Here is a 23860-nt window from a genome sequence, read left to right as displayed (position 1 = left end):
CAAACCCGATGTCGAGGAGTGCGGCTGCACACTAGGCGCGTAAATGCAGATCACCACCACCCTGTACCACAGCAAAGAGCAATGGTGGCCGCCCCTGGCGTCGGCGCTGTGCTAACTGGTGATCAAATTCCTGCCGACAGCGACGAGCCCAGCGAATTGTCCGTGCAACCGAACGGCGCTGTTCAGCGGGGGATCGTCAACGTGCGTGCAATCGTCAAGACAAATGACAATATCAGCACCATAACTCAATTGTAGCTGAATGCTCTTCTCCGGTGTCAGTTGAAACCGCCGTTCAGCCCCCTCTGGTTGGAAGGTTAACCCCTGATCGGTAATCCGACCTTGTTTGGAATTATTTCGGATCAGCGAATAGGCTTGAAAACCACCGCTGTCGGTCACAATTGGCACTGACCAGGCCATCATCCGGTACAACCCGCCCAACGCATTGATCGTCGAATTTCCAGGACGTTGCATGAGAGGAAAGACATTCATGACCAACACTTCGATACCGGCTTCGCTGAGATCGCGGCTATCGACTGCGCACACCGTCCCAAAGGTCGCATCAGGCAAAAATGTCGGTAAGGATAACTGGCCATGATGAAGCGTCAAGCAATCCGTCATATATCATCCCAACAATTATATAGATATTCGAGGGTTGAAATTTGGTAAATCGTGCGCTATACTATCGCAGAAGTCGCAATATTTGATTCCTGTTTGTGTCGGTTTTTCGCTTGCCGCGTGTGCATACAACAAGTAGATTGCTACTATCTACTTTTCTCAACGTTGACTATCGCAAACCCACAAACAGGTATCGAGGGCGCTAAAACAAGTTGTTACTTGCAAAACGGAGAAGGCAATGTCAGACATTACCAAGAACCTGCTCAACGTTGATCTGCGACAGGGTGTTGTTCCCATCTCAAAGGCGGCATCGTCGCTTGCTGCGCTTATTAAGCGCTCGCAGGCTACTCACCAACCGATTATTGTCACTCAGAAAGGCTATCCGGCTGGCGTTCTGCTTGATGTCGAACTCTTCACTGCGCTGCGCGAACTGGCTGAACGGTACGAGGCCGAGCGCAATGGTAAGAGTGAGAGTATGAGCGCCGAGTAACCGTTCGTTGGCATATTACCATATGCCGGCATTCCCTTCGCCAGGCGCAGTCGTTGTCTGCAAACGGCTGCGCAATTGTTTATCTGGATGTCTACGATGTAGCAGTTAGTTTTCAGAATCAGAATGAACCAAAAATCAATCTTTTCACCTCACGTTCGTTACCACTTGCACATTTTGGCAACCTGTGCTATACTCTCAGCCGAAGTCAATCCCCAATAGCTCAATGGTAGAGCAGCTGACTGTTAATCAGCGGGTTCCTGGTTCGAATCCAGGTTGGGGAGCCAGCTAAACAGCCGCCAAACGAGGCGGCTGTTTTCGTTTCTTCGACCAGAGACAGACAGGCGCATGAACAGGTACGGTCCAAAACAATGCTAGAAGTTATCCTAACCCAGGTTGCCACCTATACTGTGGCAGGCTACGGAGACTGACTGCCAGGATGACCAGCACGACATTGCCTGCAACACCGTATGGCGTAATCGCACAAACAATGTGGTGAGCAGCCAGTTCCCATAGATGTGCGACGTTGCGTCTCATGGCAGCAACCTTGGTTCTCCCCCATCCTCTGTGTCCTCTGTATCTCTGTGGTGATAAAGGTAGCCACTTGGGTTATCTTAGATCGTGACGAGCACACCCGGCATCCCCGTGACCAGCAGAGGGAACGGCGTGGCACGCGCCTGCTCATAAGCACAACTGGTGCGGCAGCACGACTCGACACGCGCCAGACGAGCGGGTAAGGCAACCAATCCAGCCCGTGATTGCCCTGGAGATAGTCGTTAGCACTACTCTCTTCTATACCAGCAGACCGGCAGCAGAATATGCTATCGCTGGTGATTAGCATTCAACTCCCAATCTCTGCAACTGACAGAGAGCACCGGTATAACCCATCAGTAACATGCAGTACAATGCACATAGCCGCAGATCAGTTTCAAGGAGCATCGTATGCAGCCTGATGAGTTTCGTCGCTTCGGCTATCAGATTATCGATATGATCGCCGATTACCGTGCGACTATTGCTCAGCGCCCGGTCTGGTCACAGTTACGCCCTGGTGAGTTACGTAGTCAGCTTCCGGCCAACCCACCTGAACATCCCGAACCGGCCACCGACATTTTGGCCGATATTGAACGCCTGATTATCCCTGGCCTTTCCAACTGGCAACATCCACGGTTCTTTGGCTATTTCCCGGCCAATGCCAGTCTGGCGTCACTGCTTGGCGATATGCTCAGCGGCGGTCTCGGTCAGTTAGGACTCAACTGGCAGGCCAGCCCGCCATTGACCGAACTGGAAGAGCTGACCACCGATTGGATGCGGCAGTTGCTCGGCTTAAGCGAGGCATGGCGCGGCGTCATTCAGGACACCGCCAGTACCAGTACGCTGGTCGCACTGCTCTGCGCCCGTGAGCGTGCGACCGACCATTGCCAGGTGCGTGGCGGGCTACAGGCGCTGCCGGCACCGCTGATAGTGTATACCTCAACCCAAAGCCACAGTTCGGTCGAAAAGGCGGTGCTTCTAGCCGGTTTCGGGCGCGACAATCTTCGGCTGATTCCGGTTGACGATCAGTTTGCCATGCGCGTGGATGCCCTTGAAGCGGCCATCGCTGCCGACCGCGCCGCCGGACGGGTACCATGTGCCGTTGTCGCCAGCATTGGCGCAACTGCGACAACCGCATGCGATCCGCTCGAACCGATTGGTGCTCTGTGTCAGCGCGAAGGTATCTGGTTGCACGTTGATGCCGCAATGGCCGGATCGGCGATGATCTTGCCCGAATGTCGGCAGCTCTGGCAGGGAATCGAACAGGCCGATAGCCTGGTGCTCAATCCGCACAAATGGCTGGGGGCGGCATTCGATTGTTCACTGTACTACGTGCGCGACCCGCAGCATCTGATCAGAGTTATGTCTACTAATCCCAGCTATCTGCAAACCAGTGCCGACGGTACGGTCACCAACTACCGTGATTGGGGGATTCCGCTCGGTCGGCGCTTCCGGGCGTTGAAACTCTACTTTCTCCTGCGCTGTGAAGGTGCCGAGGGCTTACGTGCCCGCCTGCGACGCGATCTGGCAAATGCACGCTGGTTGGCCGCGCAGGTCGATGCAACACCTCCCTGGCGACGCCTGGCACCGGTGCCGCTACAAACGGTTTGTGTCCGCCATGAACCGCCCGGACTAACGGGAGAGGCGCTCGATCAGCACACATTACGCTGGGTCGGTATGATTAACGCCAGCGGGGCAGCCTACCTCACGCCAGCAGTGCTCGATGGACGCTGGATGGTGCGGGTAAGTATCGGCGCCGAACCAACCGAACACGCCGATGTTGTGGCCTTGTGGGAGCTGATGCAGGCCACGGCCACACGTGTCGCTGGGTAACAGTCACTGCTTAAGAGGCAGTACCTCCCGGTGACAATGTACTTCAGGCAAGTGATGTAGCACAGGCGTCAACCTGTGCTACATCTACTGAAGAGACGATGCCCACACAGCTCTACGCTTACTTAACGACCAACCCGACTCCGCCAGGTAGCGAGATCGTATACGGCCAGGGCATTGATAAAGATTTGCACCGTCTTGTCATCGGCAGTCGTGACCGAGACAAAATAAGGGACACCGCCGGTAACCCAGGCCATTGTGATCAGCGAAGGATCGATCACAGCCACGCCTTGCACGCCGCGTAACAGGGTCTTCTTGATCCGGTCGCTCCCTTCAACTGGCTGATTCTGCTCCCACACTGCGCGAGCCAGTGCGCCACCACCAATGGTAATTGTCGCCGAGCCACCGTGCGGGCGGATTGCCACCAAAAACCCACGTTCATCGGCAAATGGTACCGGTTCGGGTAAGACATCGTAATCATCGGCAAATGTTGGTGGTAACAGGTATTGCAACGCTACAGGTGCGTCAGGCGGGGCCAATTCTGGTTCGGGAATGAATGAGCGACCGGCACAACCGGTTAGTACAATCAACAAAAGGAGTAGCAACAGTATTCGGCGCATAACAATCTTCCTGGTCTGGCTGACAAAAAACGTAGACTGTGGCAGGTTGGCTGCCACAGTCTATGATAGTGCACTCCGGCACAAAAAACCGCTTTATTCAGGGTAAAAATACGCAATTCTAACGTAACGTCTTTTGACCAATACCCGACGTGGATTACAGATGGATCGGCGCACCATGCACCAGCGCATGGGCCGCCTCGCCAATCGCCTCGTACAGCGTCGGGTGGGCATGGATCGTCTGCATCATGCTCTCACCGGTTGCTTCATGGCTGAGGGCAATGCCACCCTCGGCGATCATTTCGGTGACCCGCGGACCGATCATATGCACACCCAAAATCTCATCGTACTGGGCATCGGCAACTAGCTTGATGAAACCAAACCGGGTCTGACCAAGCACCCGCGCTTTGCCGTTGGCCGAGAAGGGGAATTTGCCTACCTTCACCTGGTAGCCACGCTCACGTGCCTTTGCCTCGGTCAAACCAACACTGGCAATCTCAGGGTTGCAGTAGGTACAGGCAGCAATCTTCCCGTAGTCAATCGGCGTCACATGATGACCGGCGATATGTTCGGCGGCCAGAATTCCCTCGGCGCTGGCCTTATGCGCCAGCCAGGGGGTATTGGCGGTACAATCACCGATAGCGTAGATACCCTCAGCGCTGGTTCGCAAGAAACCGTCGGTCTCGATGAAACCGCGATTGTTTACCTTGACCCCGACCTCTTCCAGGCCGATATTCTCGGTGTTAGGAGCGATACCAATCGAGACCAGCAACTTCTCGACGGCAATCTGCTGTGGCTTGCCGGAGCTATCAACGACGGTGACCACCACTTTCTCGCCCCCAACATCCACCCCTTCGACCTTTGCCCCGGCTAGCGTCTTGATCCCTCGGCGCTGGAATGCCTTGGTCAACTCGGCACTAACCTCCTCGTCTTCATTCGGCACAATACGAGGCAAGGCTTCAACAATCGTCACATCACTACCGAACGAACGGAACATCGAGGCGAATTCAACCCCAATAGCCCCGGCACCGATAGCCAGCAGGCTGGACGGTACCGTTTTCAAGTAAAGCATATCGGTCGAAGAGAGCACCCGCTCGCCATCGAAGGGAATACCGGGGAAGGGACGGGGACGGCCACCGGTGGCGACAATAATATGTTTGGCTGCCAGAACCCGCTCACCACCTTCGTTTAACTGCACATGCACCTGACCGCGACCAATTAGCCGGCCCCGCCCGGCCACTACCTCGATCTTGTTTTTCTTCATCAAAAACGCTACACCATCGGTGCTCTGCTTGACAACCGTATCTTTGTGCTTCATTGCCCCGGCCAGCTCAAAAGCGACATTCTCAACGGTGATGCCGAAGCGCTTCGCCTCCTTCACCTCTTCAAGCAGATCGGCGCTGTGCAGGAGTGCTTTGGTCGGAATACAGCCAATGTTCAGACACACACCACCCAGAGCATTCACCTCAACAATCGCCGTCTTCATACCCAGTTGGGCAGCGCGAATGGCAGCAACGTACCCTCCCGGCCCTGAACCAAGTACCACGAGATCGTATACTTGCTCACTCACGGAACTATCCATCCTTTCATCTCATCTGATCACGACAATACAACACTCAGATGCGTCACCAACGGTTACAACAGCATGGCAATGACAGGCAATCGCGCAGGTAGCGATAGAGCACCTGCGCGAGTAATCCTGCGTCTAGTGTTGGGCAGCACCCACGTGCAGATGGGCATTATAACTCGACCGCACCAGCGGGCCACTCTCAACGTGGGTAAAACCACGGGCCAGCGCGTAGCTGCGAAACTCAGCAAACTCGGCGGGCGTGACATAGCGATGCACTGGCCAATAGCTCGCATCGGGTGCCAGATACTGACCAATCGTCAGCACATTCACATCAACATTGCGCAGACGATCAATCACCTCGTACACCTCTTCATTGGTTTCACCGGCACCGACCATCATACCACTCTTGGTAACCAGGTTTGGGCGAGCTGCCCGTGCTCTGGCCAGCAATTCGATACTCTGCTCAAATTTAGCGCGTGGTCGAAACCGCCGGAACAAGCGCGGTACCGTCTCGATATTGTGGTTCAGCACATCGGGTTCGGCTGCCAGCACCGTTGCCAGCGCGTCCCAATTACCATCGAAGTCGGGGATGAGCACTTCGACCTTGCAATCAGGCACCTTCTGGCGGATCAGCTCGATAGTACGGGCAAAAATATGCGCACCACCGTCGGGCACATCATCACGGTTGACCGACGTAAGCACGGCAAACTTAAGTTTCAGGTGAGCAACCGACTCGGCAACCCGCTCCGGTTCGTTCTCATCAATTGGCTTTGATTTCCCTTTACCGATAGCGCAGTAGCGACAACCACGGGTACAAATATCACCGAGCAAGAGAAAGGTGGCGGTGCGATGGTTCCAGCATTCACCGATATTTGGACAGCGGGCTTCTTCACAGACCGTATGCAGATTCTTTTCGCGCATCAAGCGCAACACATCGTGATAGTTCACACCACCTGGTGCCCGCGCCTTCAGCCACTCCGGGCGGCGTGGCCGATTAGCTGCACCTGATACCGGTTGCGCGACACTCACCTCATTCAGCGGAATAAGTTCTGCCATTGGCGTTCTCGCCTTCCAGTGATCGCCGACCGGGTCGGACGATCAACGATAACGATTCGATTGGCATACGTATTGTACCGCATATTATTAGAAAGTTAGCGAGCGGTCTTTTTGTGTTGTTTTTGAGCGTACATGCGTTGATCGGCCCGTTGCAGCAAATTTGTGGATTCATCCTCATCGGCCCAGGCGAAACCGTAGCTAACCTGAAAATGGCTTATTGCCTCCAGCAATGCTGCTTTCTGATGTTTGGCCAACAGAACAACAAATTCATCCCCACCCAGTCGAAACGCTTCAAATGCCGCCTGTCGAAGCGCGTCGGCGAAACGCTGGAGTAACTGATCACCGACCAGATGACCCTGAGTGTCATTTACCCTTTTCAGATTATCGAGATCGAGAAACGCTACACCCCAATCTGCAGGCATTCCCCCTTTTAACCGTCGCTCAAGTGCATGCCGATTCCCTAGACCGGTTAACCAATCGTAACGAGCCTGACGATCAAGTTCTTCCCGATAGCCAGCAGCCTGGAGTGCAGCAAACAGATAATCGCAATAAAGAGCTGCCATCCGCAACTCATCTGGATCATCAATATCAGGCAATACCAGCCGGACATAAACCGGGTACGGCGGGCCAGAAAAGCTAATGCCATACCCCCCCGGTACCCGGCCACGAACCGGAAACTTCTGCTCAATCGCTGTAGAGGAGGGATCGATGACCTCAAGATGACCGCGCTTAAATATCCAGCTCACCCAACGGCGAGCATGCTCAAGAACTTCAGCAAAGCTGAGGTTAGTGTAGCCAGTTGCTGCTTCGTGTAAGAGGAGTAAACGAACCAGCAATGACTCAGTTCGTGTTGTCATAGTGGGTCAACAGGGATCTCCAGCATATCTGTCCAATTGTTGATCAACGCAAATACCCCCACCACGGCAACCGCTTCCTGTATCTCTACTTCACTCAACCCTACAGCCTGAAGCCCGGCCAAAAGCTGCGGATGAGGTGAAACCGCAGCGGCCTGAGCGAACTGAAGGAGTGCCTGAACTCGACCCGATAGAGTCGGTATAATAACCCCGCGACGTAACGCATCAAGAATTTCTGCTTCCAGCCCCTGCACCATGAGCGCGTGGAGATGAATTTCGGCGGCATATCGCGATCCACGGGCCTGCGAAATGACGACCCCCATCATCTCTTTTACCGTACGTGGCAACACCCCTCGTAAAACCACGTGGCGAAACGCCTTCCAAAGAGCGATCTGGGTATCGGTACTTTTGGCGTATGCAAAGACGTTCGGCACAACCCCAAACCCAAGATCATGCGTAATTTCTGGTGTAACATCCTCCATCTTCACATGCCTCCAGATCATTCCAAACAAACCAGCAGTATGCTGCCCGGTTAATAATGAAATGTTCGCAGCGAAGTAGCTGAAGAAGCTACAGCATCACAACATGTCGCCAGAGAAAATCTTTGTATAAAAATATCGAACAACAAATATTTATTCGGTAAAATATGATCTTGAATAGGGGTTTAACACCGTATCTTCAATCTAAAATGACAGGAAGAACGAACGGCAATAATAGGGGAAACTCAAGCATGGAGTATAATTTATAAGGTATTATACCACGTTGTATCGTATAATGGAATATCGCAAAACAGGTTGCCACCTGATTTTTCCCACATACCCCTCTGTGCGCTCTGTGCCTCTGTGGTGATAAATGCACCACAGCGACGCGGCGGATACAGAGGATATGTGTGGTAGTGGACAACGCCGACGATAGCGCAGTGTTTCGCCGGTACCTGCATCGGCACGGTATCAGACCTACCATGCCACGACACACATGCAACCGACCATCATGCGGACGTTCGCCTCGCGGTGGTAAGGGCCTCCATCACCGGTAGACAGTGGAACGGTGTTTCGATTGGTATGGATACGAACCGTCAATTGATGGTGCGGTATGAACGTTATCTGCATAGCTACTTCTACAACCCTGTAACGTGCTACTGGCATGGACTAAAAGGTAACTTCCAATATCGTGTATCATTAGCAGACGAGATTTCTCTCGAACAGACGTATCATGCACGATGTATTCTTGATAATCGCATACATCCTGTCACATATGACATCAATAAGATATTGACACATTGACGAGGTTATTACATGAAAGCAGCGTTGACACTTGAAATACTTAAGTTAGAAGCAACGGTATTTGTGAGAGACGAGTCAGCACATCGAGAACCATTATTGTATGGAGTCACTGATGGAAAAGCTATTGGTACATACATTGAGCACAAGTTTCGATCCTATCTTCGAGAAAAATATAACTTTATAGAAGGAAGTTCAGCCAGCGGAACAGAATTTATTTCATAAAGCTGTGCTATCGTGCGACCAGACTGTCGCGCAGGCACATGTACGCTTGCCAATCACCAACGATAGCCTGACCTGCTTCTGGCTCGTTAGCAGAGAGCAGCTCCGGTCGCACCATCGCGTGCTGGATGGGTTGCCTTACCCGCTCGTTATGCGCGTGTCGCAACGTTTGGAGTGCGGCAGCATAGCTGCCGCAGCAGCCGTGCTCACGATCCAGTGTTTGGCACGCCGTTGACCCTGCTGGTCACGGAGATGCTGTATGGGCTGGTCACGATATAGAGTCGGTCAGGAATGAATGAGACACCTTCTCGTAGACGTTTTTTGAAATAGGTTCTTGTCAATCCGCCCGAAGTCGGCTATCTCACCATCTCGAATGCACTTCAGTGGCGCCTGCAATACAGTCGAGTTATCGAGCAAGCCGGTTTCGTTGCAGGAATTGAAAGACTGAGATAGACATGAACCGACAACTTCGCAACGTTGAATTCGGAGATTTTCAAACACCTGTTAGCCTGGCAAGAGATATTTGTGCGCTGATTGCGCGAACTGGCTTTCAGCCTGCTGCCATTCTCGAACCCACCTGTGGGACGGGGGCATTCCTTCAAGCAGCATTGGAAACATTTCCAGGTGTAACGCGCATTCTTGGGTTTGATATCAATCCACAACATATCACGCAGGCACGACACACCATTACACCCATCAACTCTCATTCATATGCATCTGTTGAAATATGTCAGGCCGACTTCTTTCGTACCGACTGGACAAATATTGTTGCAGCACTACCAGAACCACTCCTGGTGATTGGCAACCCGCCATGGGTCACAAACACAGCACTAAGCACGCTTAGCAGTACGAATCTTCCCGTAAAGGCAAACCGCGACCATCTTCGTGGTATTGACGCACTTACCGGAAGTAGTAACTTCGACATTTCAGAATGGATAATGAGAGAGATCATTTCCTGGTTTAGGGATAAAACCGGACTGCTGGCAATGCTCTGCAAGACAACCGTTGCCCGCAAGGTGCTCAAATACGCCGGGCACAACGGAATACACTCCGGTACAGCATCACTCTATCTTATCGACGCGCACACACATTTCGGTGCCACGGTCGACGCCTGTTTACTACTTGTACCGGTTACTCCAACTCGCACAGATAAGGTGTGTCAGGTGTTTCATTCTCTGGATGCAGTGCAACCTGCCAGCACCTTTGAGTTACGAGAAGGCATACTGGTGGCTGATACTGCATTACCTCCGCATTGGCAAGAGCTGGGAGGGAATAGCCTGAAGGTCTGGCGGTCAGGAATAAAGCACGATTGCAGTAACGTCTTGGAACTGCACGTTGAAGGTGACAGGCTCGTGAACGGACTGGGAACACAGGTTGATATTGAACCTGAAGTACTTTTCCCACTCTTGAAGAGCGCTGACCTGGCAGCCCGACGCCGACCACAACGCTGGATTCTGGTTCCACAGCGAGCAGCAAATGACGATCCGAGCCATCTTAAGACCCATGCGCCTAAAGCGTGGCATTACCTGACTGCTCACGCTCATCTGTTAAACAAAAGGAAGAGCCAGATATACAAAAACCGCCCACGATTTTCTATCTTTGGTGTTGGATCGTATTCTTTTGCTCCATGGAAGGTTGCAATCTCAGGTCTCTACAAAAAACTCGAATTCGTACAGGTACCACCGTATGCAGGTCGTCCGGTCATGCTCGATGATACCTGCTACTTCTTTTCCTGTTATTCTGCAGAAGCCTGCAACCTGCTCTACGAGCTGGTCACATCCGAACCGGCCAAAGCATTCTGGTCATCCAGGATTTTCTGGGATGCCAAGCGACCAATTACGGGACATTTGCTGAATGCACTCGATCTCAGGCGTCTTGCTCGATTGTTGGGAAAAGAAGCTGCTGTTGATCAACTGCTCGCGGAACGACAAATTACCGAGTCTACCCAGGGCGCAAACCAGTATCTTCTGTTTCAAAATGGCTTCACTGAAGAGGAGACGGAGGTACCCGGAAGAGAAGAACGCTGAGCAATGCTATGAACACTGCAAAGACACGGCGGACACAGAGGTTGCCCAAAACGGTCTACTACCCTCTGTGCACTCTGTGCCTCTGTGGTGCAACACCACCCAAACCCTTATATCGCCAGCGTTTCAACCCGTGGTTCAAGGGCAAACACCTCGCCTATCCGTGCGATCAGGTGATCGGCCACCTCGGCGAGGGCTGGTGCCTGCCCCAGTTCAGACGCCAGCGAGGTCACACTGCGATCAGTGATACCACAGGGCACAATCAGGTCAAACCCGCTTAGATCGGGATCGACGTTGAGCGCCAGGCCATGGGTTGTCACCCCACTCGCGCTGAGTTTCACGCCGATAGCACAAATCTTTGCCGCACCGTTACGCACCCAGACCCCGGTCAACCCGGCAACCCGCTCACCCACCAGACCGTAACCGGCTAACACGCGAATAACACTCTCTTCTAAACCGCGCACGTAGCGGCCCACATCGCTCCCATGCTGCGAGAGTTTGAAGATCGGATAGGCAACCAGTTGACCCGGTGCATGATAGGTCACTTCGCCACCCCGATCACTCTGTACCACGGCAACACCACGTGCTGCCAGTTCGGCAGGTGACGCCAACACATGATCGGGTCGGGCCTTGTTCCCCAGCGTGATCGTCGGCGGGTGCTCCAGCAAGAGGAGCGTATCGCCAATCTGCCCACGCGACCGCTCGGCAGCCAGTTGACGCTGGATGTCCCAGGCGGCGGTGTAGGCTATTTGCCCCAGATAATGAACCGTCAACGTGCGCATGGTGAGCCTCGTTCCTGCGATCCTACGGGCGTTGATAACGGCATCTTTTTCAGTATAACCGATCCCGTCGCCTTGCCGGGAAGATTGCCTGTGGGCACCAACTCTGAATTGTGGTAGGCTGAAAAGGGCACCGAATATAGTGAGGTGGATCGTGATGCGAGTTTTGTTGATTGTCTTGACCGGTTGTCTTCTCGTGAGTGCGTGCGGTGGAACGACGGCCAGCGCTACTGTGCCATCACCTACGCCAGAAGCATTCATAACACCGACAGCGGAGCGATTGCCAAGCCCCCAACCTTCGCTCACCCCCTCGGCAACCCCAACCCACGCACCCACCGCTACGGCGACACCATCAGCCACTCCAACCCAACCACCCACACCTGCTCCATCAACAACCCCAACCATGCCACCGGTTGGCGACCGCACCCCGGTGCGCCTGGTCATTCCAGAGATTAATCTCAACCGCGAGTTGATACCGGTTGGCCTGGACGCGCAAAATGTTCCCATCGTGCCCGATCACGATGTCGGCTGGTACATCTACAGCGCCAAACCGGGACAGGGAGAAAATATCGTGCTGTGGGGTCATGTCTTGCGTTTTCGCAAAGCCCCCCAGATTCCAGCCCCATTTGCCAACATTGATCGGTTGCAGAACGGCAGCGAAATCCTGCTCTACAGCGCCGACGGCACCGCTTTTCGCTACGTCGTCGCCCGTAAAGAGCGGGTAACCCCCGACCAAGTACAGTACATTCTGCCCACTGGCGACGAACGGCTCACCCTGGTCTCGTGTATTGGGGATCGGGTGATTGTTGATGGGAATGTGGAATTGACGCATCGCTTGATCACGATTGCGGTACCGGCGCCATAGCAAGGCCGTACCCACCCAACGCCAGTCGTTTGCGAGAGTGCTTTATCGCGGAAGAGTCCTTACCACCGTGGTATACTATGCAACAGACCTCGCTGAACACAATACAAGGGTAGATCACGTGGCAACGATTGGTTTATCAGCAGCACTGGAACAGTTCCATCCCAATGAACTCCTCGAACATTGTCGGCTGGCCGAACAGTATGGATTTCGGGGAGTAATGGCTGCCGATCATTTTCAGCCATGGGTGCCGGCTCAAGGCCATAATGCGTTCGTGTATAGCTGGATGGGTGCCCTGGGAGTGGTAACGAATCATCGGTTTGGGCCAGGCGTCACCTGCCCCTCGTTCCGTACCCATCCGGCGGTCATTGCCCAGGCCGCAGCAACGCTAGGTGCAATGTTCCCTGGTCGCTTTTGGCTGGGATTGGGTAGTGGTGAATTGCTGAACGAAAATGTGGTTGCCGGGGAATGGCCGGAACCGCTCGTCCGCTTCGAGATGCTCCAGGAAGCAACCGAGATTATTCAGAAGCTACTCAGCGGCAAAGAGACCCGTTATCGGGGCCGTTATTTTCGGATGAATAAAGTCCGGCTTTGGACACTGCCTGAAGAACCGGTACCAATCTATATTGCCGCTACCGGCCCGCAAACGCTGCGCTGGGCAGGGCGAACATGTGATGGCCTGATCACGCCGGGGGCTGCCCCCGACAAACTGCGCCGCATTCTGGCCGATTTTGCCGCCGGTGCCCGTGAAGCCGGAAAAGACCCCGATCAAATGCCCAAGTTGTTGCAGTTGCACGTCTCGTGGGCACCAACCGATGAAGAGGCGTTGCAGAATGCACTCACCGAATGGCCGAACGGTGGCATGAACTTCCCCAAGCAGGATATTCGTTCGCCGGAGGATTTTGCCGCGATGGCAAAGCTGGTACGCCCGGAAGATTTTCGTGGCCGGGTACTGATTTCATCCGATCTCGACCAACATCGCGCTCACCTGCAACAGTTCATCGATCTCGGCTTCGACGAGATTTACGTGCATAACGTTGGTCGTAATCAAGCGGAATGGATTAAAGCCTACGGAGAAGCGGTTTTGCCCAAATTACGCCCATGTTCAACCGTATCCTGATCGCTAATCGCGGCGAGATTGCCGTGCGTATTATCCGCGCCTGTCGCGAGCTGGGTATTAGCCCGGTGGTTGTTTACTCGACTGCCGATGCCGGTGCGCTGCACGTGCGCATGGCCGACGCTGCCGCCCTGATCGGCCCACCACCTGCCGCACAAAGCTATTTACGTGCCGAGGCGATTGTTGAAGCAGCGCTTCAACTGGGTGCCCAGGCGATACACCCCGGTTACGGCTTTCTTAGCGAGAGTGTCAAACTGGCCGAACAGTGTGCAGCGGCTGGGATCACGTTTATCGGCCCGCCACCATCTGCCATTGCCGCCATGGGTGGCAAAGCGGAAGCACGCGCACTGGCTCAGGCCGCCGGTGTGCCGGTTGTGCCAGGGTATGATGGTGAAGATCAGAGTGATGAGCGCCTGCTGGCCGAGGCGCACCGTATCGGGCCACCACTGCTGATTAAGGCGAGTGCTGGTGGCGGTGGCAAAGGCATGCGTTCCGTTGGCGATCTGAGCGCGGTACCCGCCGCTATCGAAGGTGCCCGCCGTGAAGCTCGTGCCGCCTTCGGCGATGACCGACTGATCATTGAGCGTCTCGTCATCCGCCCCCGTCATGTTGAGATTCAGGTGCTGGCCGATCAGCATGGCAATATCGTTCACCTCGGTGAGCGCGACTGTTCAATCCAGCGCCGTCACCAGAAGGTGGTCGAAGAAGCACCATCACCGGCGCTGACCCATGCTCTACGCAACGCGATGGGCCAGGCTGCGGTGGCTGTCGCACGAGCGGCAGGGTACGTTAATGCCGGTACGGTTGAATTCATTCTTACCCCCGATGGTGAATTCTACTTTCTGGAGATGAACACTCGCTTGCAGGTTGAGCACCCGGTCACTGAACTGATTTGCGGTTATGATCTGGTGCATTTGCAGATCGCGATTGCCGCCGGTCAACCACTTCCGTTCCGACAAGAGGATGTCACGGTGCGCGGTCATGCAATTGAAGTACGTCTCTACGCCGAAGACCCTCGCACCTATCTGCCGGCAGTTGGGAAGGTGGCGCTGTTTGTGCCGCCACAAGGGCCGGGCGTGCGTGTCGATGCCGGCCTGACCAGCGGGGATGAAGTGACCGTCCATTATGACCCGCTGTTGGCCAAGATTATTGTGGCCGGGGCTGATCGTCAGCAGGCAGTTGCCCGGCTGCGGCGGGCACTGCGCGAGATGGCAGTGTTGGGGCCAACGACCAATTTACCGCTCTTGCAAGCGATTGCCGGACACCCGGCATTTGCTGCCGGCGCTACCCATACCGGCTTCCTGAACGAACATGAAGGACTGGTTCCGCCACCCGCACCACCACCGTGCGAAGTGCTGGTCGCCGCCGCCGTCCTGACCGTTACCGCCGAGCCACCGGCTCGCGATCCGCTGGCCAGGGCCTGGCGCCTGGGTGGCGACACGATCCCGCTCACTTTTAGCTCCCATGGTGATCACCGCCTGCGGGTAGCGCCGACAACCAGCGGCTGGCACATCCATGGCGATGGCTGGAGTGTGCAGACAACACTGGTCTATCGTGGCAACCACGAACTGGCCCTGGACATTGATGGGCAACGCCAACAGTTCTTCTTTGCGCAGGCCGATGACGGCTGGCTGATTGCATGGCGTGGTGAAGCGTACCATCTTACCCGTCCAGCTCCACTGACCGCCGATAGCGTGACGCGCAGTGGTGATCAGAATGCGGCCAGCTTCAATGCGCCGATGCCCGGCACCATTGTGCGTATCCACGTTGCCGTCGGCGAGCAGGTACGCGAAGGGCAACCACTACTCGTGTTGGAGGCGATGAAGATGGAGCACACGGTAGTTGCTCCGTATGCTGGCATTGTCCGTCGTCTGCCTTACCAGGCCGGTGCCAGCGTCGCGGCTGGCGCTCACCTCGTTGACCTTGAACCAATATCGGTATCGGAATAGCTACTCTGAGAGATAACAGGCAACGTATGGCATCGCAACAGGCTACTCAACCTGCCAAACCACCGGCAACTGCTAACCAGAAACCACCGGCGAAACCAAAGCGACGCTTTGGTTGCACACTCTGGCTCTTCGTATTTGCAGTACTGGCTCTGGGCCTCCTTGGCGTCGGATTTCTCCAGCCGGTTAAGCTGGCTATAGCCCAAGAGTATATCGTCGGTTTCACACGCGGCGGTATTCGCGAGACGGTTGAAACGACAAGCGTCGATTCGTGTATTCGTATCGCCGGCTCCAATGAACTGGTATCAATCCCCCGCACGCGAAGGGTAACAACGTACAACAATGGAACCGTGCTGGAGATTACGTTCAGCGATCAGCCATTACCGGCACAGTGTAATTGACATACAATAACCACCTGCATCAACATTTACGCAACAAGCAGGCTACCAGCAGAGGACAGCAGTCTATGCCGCTGCATATACGCTGTACACCTGAGCCAATCGCTATCCCGGCGCTCAACCAGCCGCAAGTCGCGTATCTGCATCTCACCATCGCGGCAGCCGGTACGACCGGTTTGCCGCTTCACATGACCATTGTCGCCGATTCCAGCCGCTCAATGCGCATCCCAATCCTTAATGAACAGCAGTTTCGCGACATTGTGCGTGGCAGCGGTGCTCACGAAGTTTTAGTCGATGGAGTACCGGTCTGGCAACTCAACAATCCGCTCTCTTCCGAGCAGCGCAGCCGGTATCGGAGTCCTATCGACTATACCACCCACGCCTTACATAGTCTGATCGAGCGCCTTGATCACAACGACCGCCTGGGATTGATTGCCTGTGCCAGCGATGCAATTGTACTTGCGTCTGGGATTCCTGGGAGCCGACGGGCAGAACTGGTGGCAGCCATTGCCCGTCTGCCGGCGTTGCGCCTGGGTGAAACCACCAATCTCGCCCAGGGTCTGCAACTGGCGCTGGCGCAGTTTGTCGCTGCTGATGATGCAACCGTGCGGCGGATTGTCTTGATCACCGATGGTTTTACGACCGATCAGACCCTGTGTCTGACGCTGGCGCGAGAGGCGGCAGCCCGTGGGATCAGCCTGAGCACGGTTGGCCTCGGTGGATCATTTGAAGAACATTTGCTCACCCAACTCGCCGATCTGAGCGGCGGACGGGCCGGTTTTGTGTATGACGCTGCCGACATTCCGGCGATTATTGCTGCTGAACTTGAGAATGCACGGCAAACAACGGCGCAGGCGCTTACGCTACAATGCAACCTGCCACAAACAGTTAGCATACGCCGCATCACCCGCCTGACACCAACGCTCACCGTCCTGAACCCGTTGAGCACTGAACACGGCCGGCGTCTAACTATTCACCTTGGTGATCTCCGTCACGGCGAGGAGGTGCGGCTTTTGGTTGAGTTTCTGGTCGCACCTGGTACAGCCGGTCAACAACGCCGTCTGGCGCGTCTTCACCTTAACAGCGGTCAATCACACATCATCCACGACGTAGTGGCTCATTATGTGCCGAATGCTATCAACCCACCATCCGAACTCCTGCCGATCATCAGTCGGGCAACCATCGCCACGCTTCAGCAGCGGGCCGATCAGGCCCGTCAACAGGGCGATTATGCGATGGCTGCCCAGACTCTCCGGCAACTTGCCAATCGTCTTTACGAGCTGGCCGAACCCGATCTGGCTGCACTGGCAATGGCAGAAGCAACGGCACTCGCCCACAATCATCAGTCGAGTACCACGGCCAAAGAATTAACCTACGCCACCCGCCGGCTGGGAACGCAGCAGGGGTGACGCAGTTAATCCCGTTCGTGCCTGAACAGAATAGCCGGTAAGCTCCCTATGAGAGGTTTCCCACCCCGGTAAGAGGTATAATAACAGTGGTATCCGCCGAATAACACAGGAGAACAACCGTGGCAAAACAGTGGAGCAGTCCACCTGCAATGCAAATTGATGTCAGTAAGACATATCGGGTCACAATGGAAACAACACGCGGGACGATTGAACTTGATCTCTATCCGCAACACGCCCCACTCACTGTCAACAACTTCGTTTTCCTGGTACGCGAAGGGTTCTACGATGGCCTGACGTTCCACCGCGTTATCAAAGACTTTGTAATTCAGGGAGGTGACCCCACCGGACGCGGAAGCGGTGGCCCTGGCTACCGGTTTCGCGATGAAGTAGTTGGCAACCCGCTCACCCATGAAGCCGGCGTAATTTCGATGGCAAATGCCGGCCCCAACACCAATGGCAGCCAGTTCTTCATTACCCACACGCCACAGCCACACTTGAACGGGCGTCATACCGTCTTTGGGCGAGTTGTCGCCGGCATGGATGTCGTTTACGCCATTAAACAAGGCGACAAAATGACAAAAGTGACGGTGCAGGAGTTGTAGGTAACGTCTGTTTAGGCTTTGGAACTCATTTCAAAAAAGCTGTGCTGTCGTGCATGCAGACTATCGCCCAGGCACCTGAACGCTTGCCAATCGTCAATGACAGTCTACCCGGCTCCTGACCCGTTGGCAGAGCGAAGCTCCGGTCGTACCATCATGCGCTGGATTGGTTGCCTTACCCGCTCACTATGCGCGTGTCGCGGAGTTTGGAGTACGGCAGCATGACCGCCGCAGCAGCCGTTGCTCATGATCCAGCGCGTGGCACGCCGTTGACCCTGTTGGTCACGGGGATGCTGGATGTGCTCGTTACGAGCATAGAGACGGTCAAGAATGAATGAGATAACTTCTCGTAAATGTTTTTTGAAACAGGTTCTAGTCAAAATTGCAGGAACCGGGATTACAGGTTCTCACACCTCAATCACGTTAAACAGACTCCAGATACAGGCATTCGTGGCGAACGTAGTAGGTGCGTACAGCCGTGCGCCCCTACTGGACGCAATAGGAACAATCGTGCCCGGCAAAGCGGGAAGCTGACGCCTTGTATCTGCGTTATTCTGGCTCGCATACGACATTCCTTTGTAGATGAGACCGCACGTCATTCCCATTGCCATCAGGCTCACCACTGCGACACGCCCACCACGTGAGCCTGGTGGGTGCGGCAGCATGGCTGCCGCACTCCAAACGCTGTGCCGCGGGCAACCTTCCAGAGAAGGTATCCGTGCAGGTGTGGCAAATTCTATGACGCCAGATTTGATATAAGGACACCCTCACACCACCATTCAATGCCTGTAAGCCATTCTCATTGTTAACAACAAAATCATAATCAATACCACTGCTTGAAATATCATCAAAACTGCTTACAATAGGAGATGGTATGGTCTACGGTGGTAAGGAGCGAGGATATGCGATGGCCACGGCAACGCAAACCGACGGATTCGGTTGTCACGGAAAAAGCAACTACGGAAAAACCAATCTCCTGGCGCAAGCGTCTGCCCTGGCCATTGCTCGCATTACTCGTCGCAGGTGTTGTCATTGGCCTTTTCCTCGTCTCGCGACCTGCTGACCCGCGCTTTGTGATCGTAGTAACGCCATTCGCCGATCAGGACGGGCGTACCGGACAGCAAATCGCCAATGCACTGGCACGTCAATTACGCAATCAAGGTGAAAACCTTGTTCACGTCGTCTTGAGCGACACAAAGCCGGCCAATGGGGCAGAAGCCCTTGCCCTTGCCCGCCAGACAAACGCCGATCTCCTGGTCTGGGGCAAGGTTGCAGCCGGTGGGATGATCGACAGCTCCAGCCTGTCGCCCGAAATCATTTACACGCCGCACAATATTGACATTAGTCAGGCTTGGTACGGGTTTCCCATCCGCTTCGCCATACCTGACCGATACGTTATCAGTACTGAACCGATCAATGGTCAAACGATCCTGACGCCCTATCTGCTGGCCCTGGCCGCGTATCATCACGGTGAAGCTGATCTGGCGCTTGATCAACTACAACGCCTGGTTGAAAATAATCCCCAGCTTCACCCTCTCTTACTCAATGTCTTGCGTGGTAATCTCTTGTGGGCGCGCGGCTGGTATGGTGCAGCAGCAACGGAATACCAGACGGCACTAAGCCTTGCCCAGGGTGAACGAGCACTACTCTCCAATAATCTTGGTGCAATTCTCCTTGATGCCGGGAATGCCGAGGCACCGCGTTATTTTGCCGAGGCGATCAATCTCCTGGATGGGCGTGATCTTGGTCAACTGCGGGTCAATCTTGCGCTGTGGGCATTACGCGAACAACGTGCATCTGATGCTGTCTCCGATCTCGAACAGGCCCGCAATCTGTTGCCGGCTGACCCTGAGCTAGAACTGCTCATCGCTACTGCCTATCGCGAGAGTGGCCGTATCGCCGAAGCTCAGGCATCACTTACCCGATTTGAGCCAACCAAAGCCGCTACAGTAGCACATGTCCCGGTTGCGTTTCGTTCAGCGTATGAAACTCGCTTGAATGCAGTATTTTCTGAAGAGCGTGCCCTGACTGCGCTCGAAGCACGGTTACCAATGACCGGCCCCTTCTACTGGGCCCTGGCAACGGCCAATCCACTCCCTTCGGCCGATACATTACGCCAGGCACGAGATCAACTGCGCGTAGCAACTGAACAGAGTAACCGGGCAGTCACCTTGTGGCGCCAACAAGCAGCCAGTCAGGCCGCCATCTTTCCCGGCAGCGGCCTGATGGCCACCGGTCAGGCTGAACGAAGTGAAGAGCTGGTACGACGACAGCGATTGGCACTGGCACTGACCGAGGCGGTCTTATGGGCGGTAGAAAATTCCAACCAGCGAAATCCGTTCAATCAATTCATAGCTGCGCTCTTCGGTACCGTCGGCGGTGGTAATCCCAGTGTGGAAGCATTGCGCCAGTTGCGCGAACAACAACCCGACGACGTGATGACCTTGCTCGCGCTTGGGTTTGCACTACGCATGGACGAGCAGTACGATACGTCCATCCAGACCTATCAGCGTGTCATTGAACTCGCACCGCAGCTTCCCGACGGTTATGCCGGAATTGGGATGGTTGCCCTGGCACGCAATGATCGAGAAAGTGCTCAGCAATGGCTGCGCCAGGCACTCGACCGAAATAATCGCTTTTTTCCGGCTCACCTGTTGTTGGCACAACTGGCTGAAGATGCTGACGACTGGCCATCAGCGATTAATTACTGGCGCGCCCTGGTGAACTGGCAAGAGACGCCATATACTGTCGTTCATCTCGCACGTGCGCTACGGCGGAGTGGTGCCAGCGGTTTTGCTGAAGCTGAACGGCTACTCGTTCCCCTGGCCACCGAACATGTCGAAGCAACGATTGAACTGGCCCGGTTGTACAACGATGCCGGCTATCCCGACGAGGCAGCCAGTGTCTACCACGATGCACTCGTGCTTGATCCACGTTCAACTGTGGCCGCCTTTGAGTTAGGAGAAACGTATATCCGACTGGGTGATGTTGCGACTGCTGAACGCATGCTACGTGATGCGCTCACCTTCGATGAGCGTAATCTCGATGCTCGCCTCCGCCTTGCCGAATTATATGAAGGCCCCCTCAATCAGCCTGATCGCGCCATCGAACAATACCGGATTGCCCTCGGTCAGGGGGTGAATGACCTTGACCGGTTAATCCGCATCGGACAGGCTGCCCTTGCCGGTAATGCCACAACGGTGGCGATTCAGGCACTCGAACGTGCGCTCACGGGAAATCCCGAATCGGCGACGGTGAATCAATTGCTGGCACGGGCATACCTGAACGGAAACCGGCTGGAAGCAGCAGCGCAAACTGCACAACGCACGCTCGATCTAACCGCTAACCGCACCGACCCGGAAGCGATTTCAGCGCGAGTCAATGCCTTTCTCACCCTGGCCGAGATAGCCCGGCGCCGAAACGATCTGGCAGCCGCCGAGCAGGCGTATCAACAGGCAATTGCAACCGATCCACAGTCAATTCCCGCCCACATTGGCCTGGGTGAGCTGGCCGGTGGGCAGGGGAATTGGGGGGTTGCACTGGCCTACTTCGAGACTTCCACTGCACTGCCCGGTGGTGACACGAATGCTGCGGCTCAATTCTGGCTGGGTGAAGCCCTCTTGCGCAACGGTAACCTTGTGCGTGCTCTCGCAGCCTACCAGCGCGCCCTGGAATTGCAGCCGCAATATCCAGAAGCCCTGCTGGGGCTGGCCCAGACCCAATACGCATTAGGTCGGGCCGAAGAAGCACTTCAGACGGTAGAACGGGCTATTCAACAGAAGAGTAACTATGCCGAAGCACACCTCTTCCGCGGCAAATTGTTGCAAGAATCCGGTCGCTTCGCGGAAGCACGCGCCGCTTACGATGCAGCCATTGGCGCCAATGATCGCATTGCCGAGAGCTTCTACCGTCGTGCTCTGCTCGCCATCCGCAACGGTGAATACGACCAGGCCATTCGTGACCTCAATCGCGCTACGACCCTGCAAGCCAACTTTCCCGAAGCCTACTACTGGTTGGGTCGCGCCTATTACGCCCAGGGCCGAAGTGAAAGCGCCTTACAGGCTATTCAACAAGCGATTACTCTGAACCCGAACTACAGTGAAGCTATCTTCTACAGTGGTCTTATTGCCGAAGATCAGGCCAATTTTGACGCCGCCCGTGATGCCTATCAGACCCTGATCAGTCGGGAACCAACCAGCGAGTGGGGTCAGCGTGCACTTGCCCAAATCGAACGTTTACCATGAGTACGCTACGCCAGTATCGCATCGCCCTGCAAATCTTTCAATCAAATCGCCTCCGTCGCGATTACCGTGATCTGGCGGAAGTGCCGGCCTACGAACCGTTGGGTGAGTTCTTCTTTAACGAAATGTACGGCCCACGTGATTTCAGCCAGCGCGATCAGGAAGGCCGACGCCTGCACCATTTTATCGGTATGCTCCCTGGTGTACGCCTGCGCGACCTTGAGGAGGTACTGGAACTCCTTGATCTCACCAATCAACTCGATGAAGACCTGGCCCAACGTATGTGGCAGGCCAATGTGGGCACTGATTTTGACGAGTCCACGTATGAACTCTTCTACCGATTGGCCGACAAATATGATGATCGCCTTCGCCAGTTAACACTCGTCAGAACAACGTTGTACAATGTCTTTCACCTGTCGCGTTCGGTAGTGTTGGGGATGGCGCTCCGCCGCTCCCACTTCATTGCCCGCCTCGCTGGTATTGGGCATGTCCATACCTTTCTACGGCGCGGTTATGATGCGCTGCAAAACGTGACATCCATCGATCATTTCGCCGAGACGATCTACCAGCGTGAGCTAGATCGACTCAATCGGATTTATCAACGATGAGCAGGCTTAGTGAATTATTACCGGTTTTTATTCACATTCCGTCACGACTCTTTCGTATGGGCACACCTGTGAGCGACATCAGTGACCTGGCCCGTCACTATGGCGGTACCCGCGAAAGCTATCGTGAAGAGACACCACAACACGAACTGACACTCCCGGCATTTGCTATTGCTCAACATCCGCTAAGCAATGCCCTCTACGCCTGCGCTGTTGCCGATGGGGCCGTACCACCGCCTCCCGCCTGGCATGGCACAACCCCACCGGAAGCACTGGCAGCATTACCGGTTACCGACATCACCTGGTACGAAGCCCAGGCCTTCTGTACCTGGCTGAGCCAACAATCCGGTCTGTCCCTCCGCTTGATCAACCCGACCGGTCAACCGGTTACGCCACCGCCTGTGTTGCGCTTTCGCCTGCCAACCGAAGCGGAATGGGAGCACGCCGCTCGCGGCACTGACGGACGGCGCTTCCCGTGGGGCGAGACATTTCATCCCGATTACGCCAATACGCGTGAGGGGGGACGATCAGCACCTAACCCGCCCGGAACATACCCTGCCGGACGGAGTCCGTATGGTGTTGAAGATATGGCCGGTAATGTATGGGAATGGACAGCATCGCTCGACCGGGAATATCCCTACCGACCCGATGATGGACGTGAAGACCCAACCGCAACCGGGAGACGGATTTTACGCGGCGGTTGTTACGCCAATCCCCAGGGGTATGCGCGCTGTGCCTGTCGCTTTCGACTACAACCGACGATGCGCAACCAGTTTCTGGGTATGCGCCTTGTCCTAGACCTGGAATAATCAAGGAGA

At 55.1% G+C, this 23860-nt stretch carries 20 protein-coding genes, 1 tRNA gene and 2 pseudogenes; 15 read left to right on the top strand and 8 right to left on the bottom strand.

All coding sequences use genetic code 11. The annotated features are described in order from the left end of the window. Window positions 1–31: 31 nt before the first annotated feature. Both VAE57_RS12175 and VAE57_RS12170 read right to left on the bottom strand, forming a co-directional pair. Complete coding sequence (locus tag VAE57_RS12175; RefSeq protein WP_322822146.1) at window positions 32–157, bottom strand: hypothetical protein; 126 nt, start codon at window positions 155–157, stop codon at window positions 32–34. After that, complete coding sequence (locus VAE57_RS12170; protein WP_322822145.1) at window positions 112–618, bottom strand: tRNA-guanine transglycosylase; 507 nt, start codon at window positions 616–618, stop codon at window positions 112–114. Before VAE57_RS12170 ends, VAE57_RS12175 begins: the two co-directional genes overlap by 46 nt. A gap of 235 nt (window positions 619–853) precedes the next feature. On the opposite strand from VAE57_RS12170, the gene VAE57_RS12165 reads away from it, so the two are divergent. The 3 genes from VAE57_RS12165 (at window position 854) to VAE57_RS12155 (ending at window position 3466) form a co-directional block, all read left to right on the top strand. Then, entirely contained in the window at window positions 854–1105 is a 252-nt protein-coding gene (locus VAE57_RS12165; protein ID WP_322822144.1) for a type II toxin-antitoxin system Phd/YefM family antitoxin, read from the top strand. A gap of 209 nt (window positions 1106–1314) precedes the next feature. Next, window positions 1315–1389 (top strand) — tRNA-Asn (locus tag VAE57_RS12160). Between the two features lie 655 nt (window positions 1390–2044). Then, complete coding sequence (locus VAE57_RS12155; protein WP_322822143.1) at window positions 2045–3466, top strand: pyridoxal phosphate-dependent decarboxylase family protein; 1422 nt, start codon at window positions 2045–2047, stop codon at window positions 3464–3466. A gap of 122 nt (window positions 3467–3588) precedes the next feature. Here the strand turns inward: VAE57_RS12155 and VAE57_RS12150 are convergent, their stop codons facing one another. The 5 genes from VAE57_RS12150 to VAE57_RS12130 form a co-directional block, all read right to left on the bottom strand. Next, a complete protein-coding gene (locus tag VAE57_RS12150; protein ID WP_322822142.1) occupies window positions 3589–4083 on the bottom strand; it encodes a lipoprotein in 495 nt (164 codons plus the stop codon). Window positions 4084–4237: 154 nt separating this feature from the next. Continuing rightward, the gene (lpdA, locus tag VAE57_RS12145) at window positions 4238–5650 is read right to left on the bottom strand and encodes a dihydrolipoyl dehydrogenase (RefSeq protein ID WP_322822141.1); all 1413 of its coding nucleotides are present in this window, start codon (window positions 5648–5650) and stop codon (window positions 4238–4240) included. A gap of 135 nt (window positions 5651–5785) precedes the next feature. Then, complete coding sequence (lipA, locus tag VAE57_RS12140) at window positions 5786–6706, bottom strand: lipoyl synthase (protein ID WP_322822140.1); 921 nt, start codon at window positions 6704–6706, stop codon at window positions 5786–5788. 95 nt (window positions 6707–6801) lie between these two features. Further along, window positions 6802–7563 (bottom strand): GGDEF domain-containing protein, encoded by a 762-nt coding sequence (locus tag VAE57_RS12135; RefSeq protein ID WP_322822139.1) that lies wholly within the window; start codon window positions 7561–7563, stop codon window positions 6802–6804. Then, window positions 7560–8042, bottom strand: coding sequence for a carboxymuconolactone decarboxylase family protein (locus VAE57_RS12130; protein WP_322822138.1), 483 nt, complete (start codon window positions 8040–8042; stop codon window positions 7560–7562). The genes VAE57_RS12135 and VAE57_RS12130 overlap by 4 nt, the downstream gene beginning before the upstream one ends. A gap of 813 nt (window positions 8043–8855) precedes the next feature. Between VAE57_RS12130 and VAE57_RS12125 the strand changes: the two are divergent. The 3 genes and pseudogenes from VAE57_RS12125 to VAE57_RS12120 form a co-directional block, all read left to right on the top strand. Further along, window positions 8856–9057 (top strand): annotated as a pseudogene (locus VAE57_RS12125) (restriction endonuclease); the annotation flags it as partial. 338 nt (window positions 9058–9395) lie between these two features. Beyond that, window positions 9396–9515, top strand: a pseudogene (locus VAE57_RS18805) (restriction endonuclease); the annotation flags it as partial. A 2-nt stretch (window positions 9516–9517) separates the two neighbouring features. Further along, the gene (locus tag VAE57_RS12120) at window positions 9518–11089 is read left to right on the top strand and encodes an SAM-dependent DNA methyltransferase (protein WP_322822136.1); all 1572 of its coding nucleotides are present in this window, start codon (window positions 9518–9520) and stop codon (window positions 11087–11089) included. Window positions 11090–11196: 107 nt separating this feature from the next. On the opposite strand, the gene lipB is transcribed toward VAE57_RS12120, so the two are convergent. Further along, a complete protein-coding gene (gene lipB, locus VAE57_RS12115; RefSeq protein ID WP_322822135.1) occupies window positions 11197–11868 on the bottom strand; it encodes a lipoyl(octanoyl) transferase LipB in 672 nt (223 codons plus the stop codon). A gap of 154 nt (window positions 11869–12022) precedes the next feature. Here lipB and VAE57_RS12110 point away from each other — a divergent pair, with 154 nt between their 5' ends. From VAE57_RS12110 to VAE57_RS12070, 9 genes are all read left to right on the top strand, one after another. Beyond that, on the top strand, window positions 12023–12730 hold the full coding sequence (locus VAE57_RS12110; protein ID WP_322822134.1) for a sortase: 708 nt from the start codon (window positions 12023–12025) through the stop codon (window positions 12728–12730). Between the two features lie 118 nt (window positions 12731–12848). After that, on the top strand, window positions 12849–13847 hold the full coding sequence (locus VAE57_RS12105; protein ID WP_322822133.1) for a TIGR03557 family F420-dependent LLM class oxidoreductase: 999 nt from the start codon (window positions 12849–12851) through the stop codon (window positions 13845–13847). Beyond that, window positions 13829–15793 (top strand): acetyl-CoA carboxylase biotin carboxylase subunit, encoded by a 1965-nt coding sequence (locus VAE57_RS12100; protein ID WP_322822132.1) that lies wholly within the window; start codon window positions 13829–13831, stop codon window positions 15791–15793. The genes VAE57_RS12105 and VAE57_RS12100 overlap by 19 nt, the downstream gene beginning before the upstream one ends. 26 nt (window positions 15794–15819) lie before the next feature. Continuing rightward, a complete protein-coding gene (locus VAE57_RS12095) occupies window positions 15820–16191 on the top strand; it encodes a hypothetical protein (RefSeq protein ID WP_322822131.1) in 372 nt (123 codons plus the stop codon). Window positions 16192–16256: 65 nt separating this feature from the next. Beyond that, window positions 16257–17597: a vWA domain-containing protein gene (locus tag VAE57_RS12090; RefSeq protein ID WP_322822130.1), complete on the top strand. Its 1341-nt coding sequence runs from the start codon at window positions 16257–16259 to the stop codon at window positions 17595–17597. Window positions 17598–17716: 119 nt separating this feature from the next. After that, window positions 17717–18199 carry a peptidylprolyl isomerase gene (locus tag VAE57_RS12085; protein WP_012258683.1) on the top strand — a complete coding sequence of 161 codons (483 nt, stop codon included), beginning with the start codon at window positions 17717–17719 and terminating at the stop codon, window positions 18197–18199. An 899-nt stretch (window positions 18200–19098) separates the two neighbouring features. After that, on the top strand, window positions 19099–22440 hold the full coding sequence (locus tag VAE57_RS12080) for a tetratricopeptide repeat protein (protein WP_322822129.1): 3342 nt from the start codon (window positions 19099–19101) through the stop codon (window positions 22438–22440). Next, window positions 22437–23045, top strand: coding sequence for an FFLEELY motif protein (locus VAE57_RS12075; protein ID WP_322822128.1), 609 nt, complete (start codon window positions 22437–22439; stop codon window positions 23043–23045). The genes VAE57_RS12080 and VAE57_RS12075 overlap by 4 nt, the downstream gene beginning before the upstream one ends. Next, window positions 23042–23851, top strand: coding sequence for a formylglycine-generating enzyme family protein (locus tag VAE57_RS12070; RefSeq protein ID WP_322822127.1), 810 nt, complete (start codon window positions 23042–23044; stop codon window positions 23849–23851). Before VAE57_RS12075 ends, VAE57_RS12070 begins: the two co-directional genes overlap by 4 nt. Window positions 23852–23860 lie beyond the last annotated feature (9 nt).

The organism is Chloroflexus sp. (assembly GCF_034434295.1).
GTDB lineage: Bacteria > Chloroflexota > Chloroflexia > Chloroflexales > Chloroflexaceae > Chloroflexus.
Note: the sequence above shows the minus strand (reverse complement) of the source record. Positions and strands in the feature narration are given on the sequence as shown.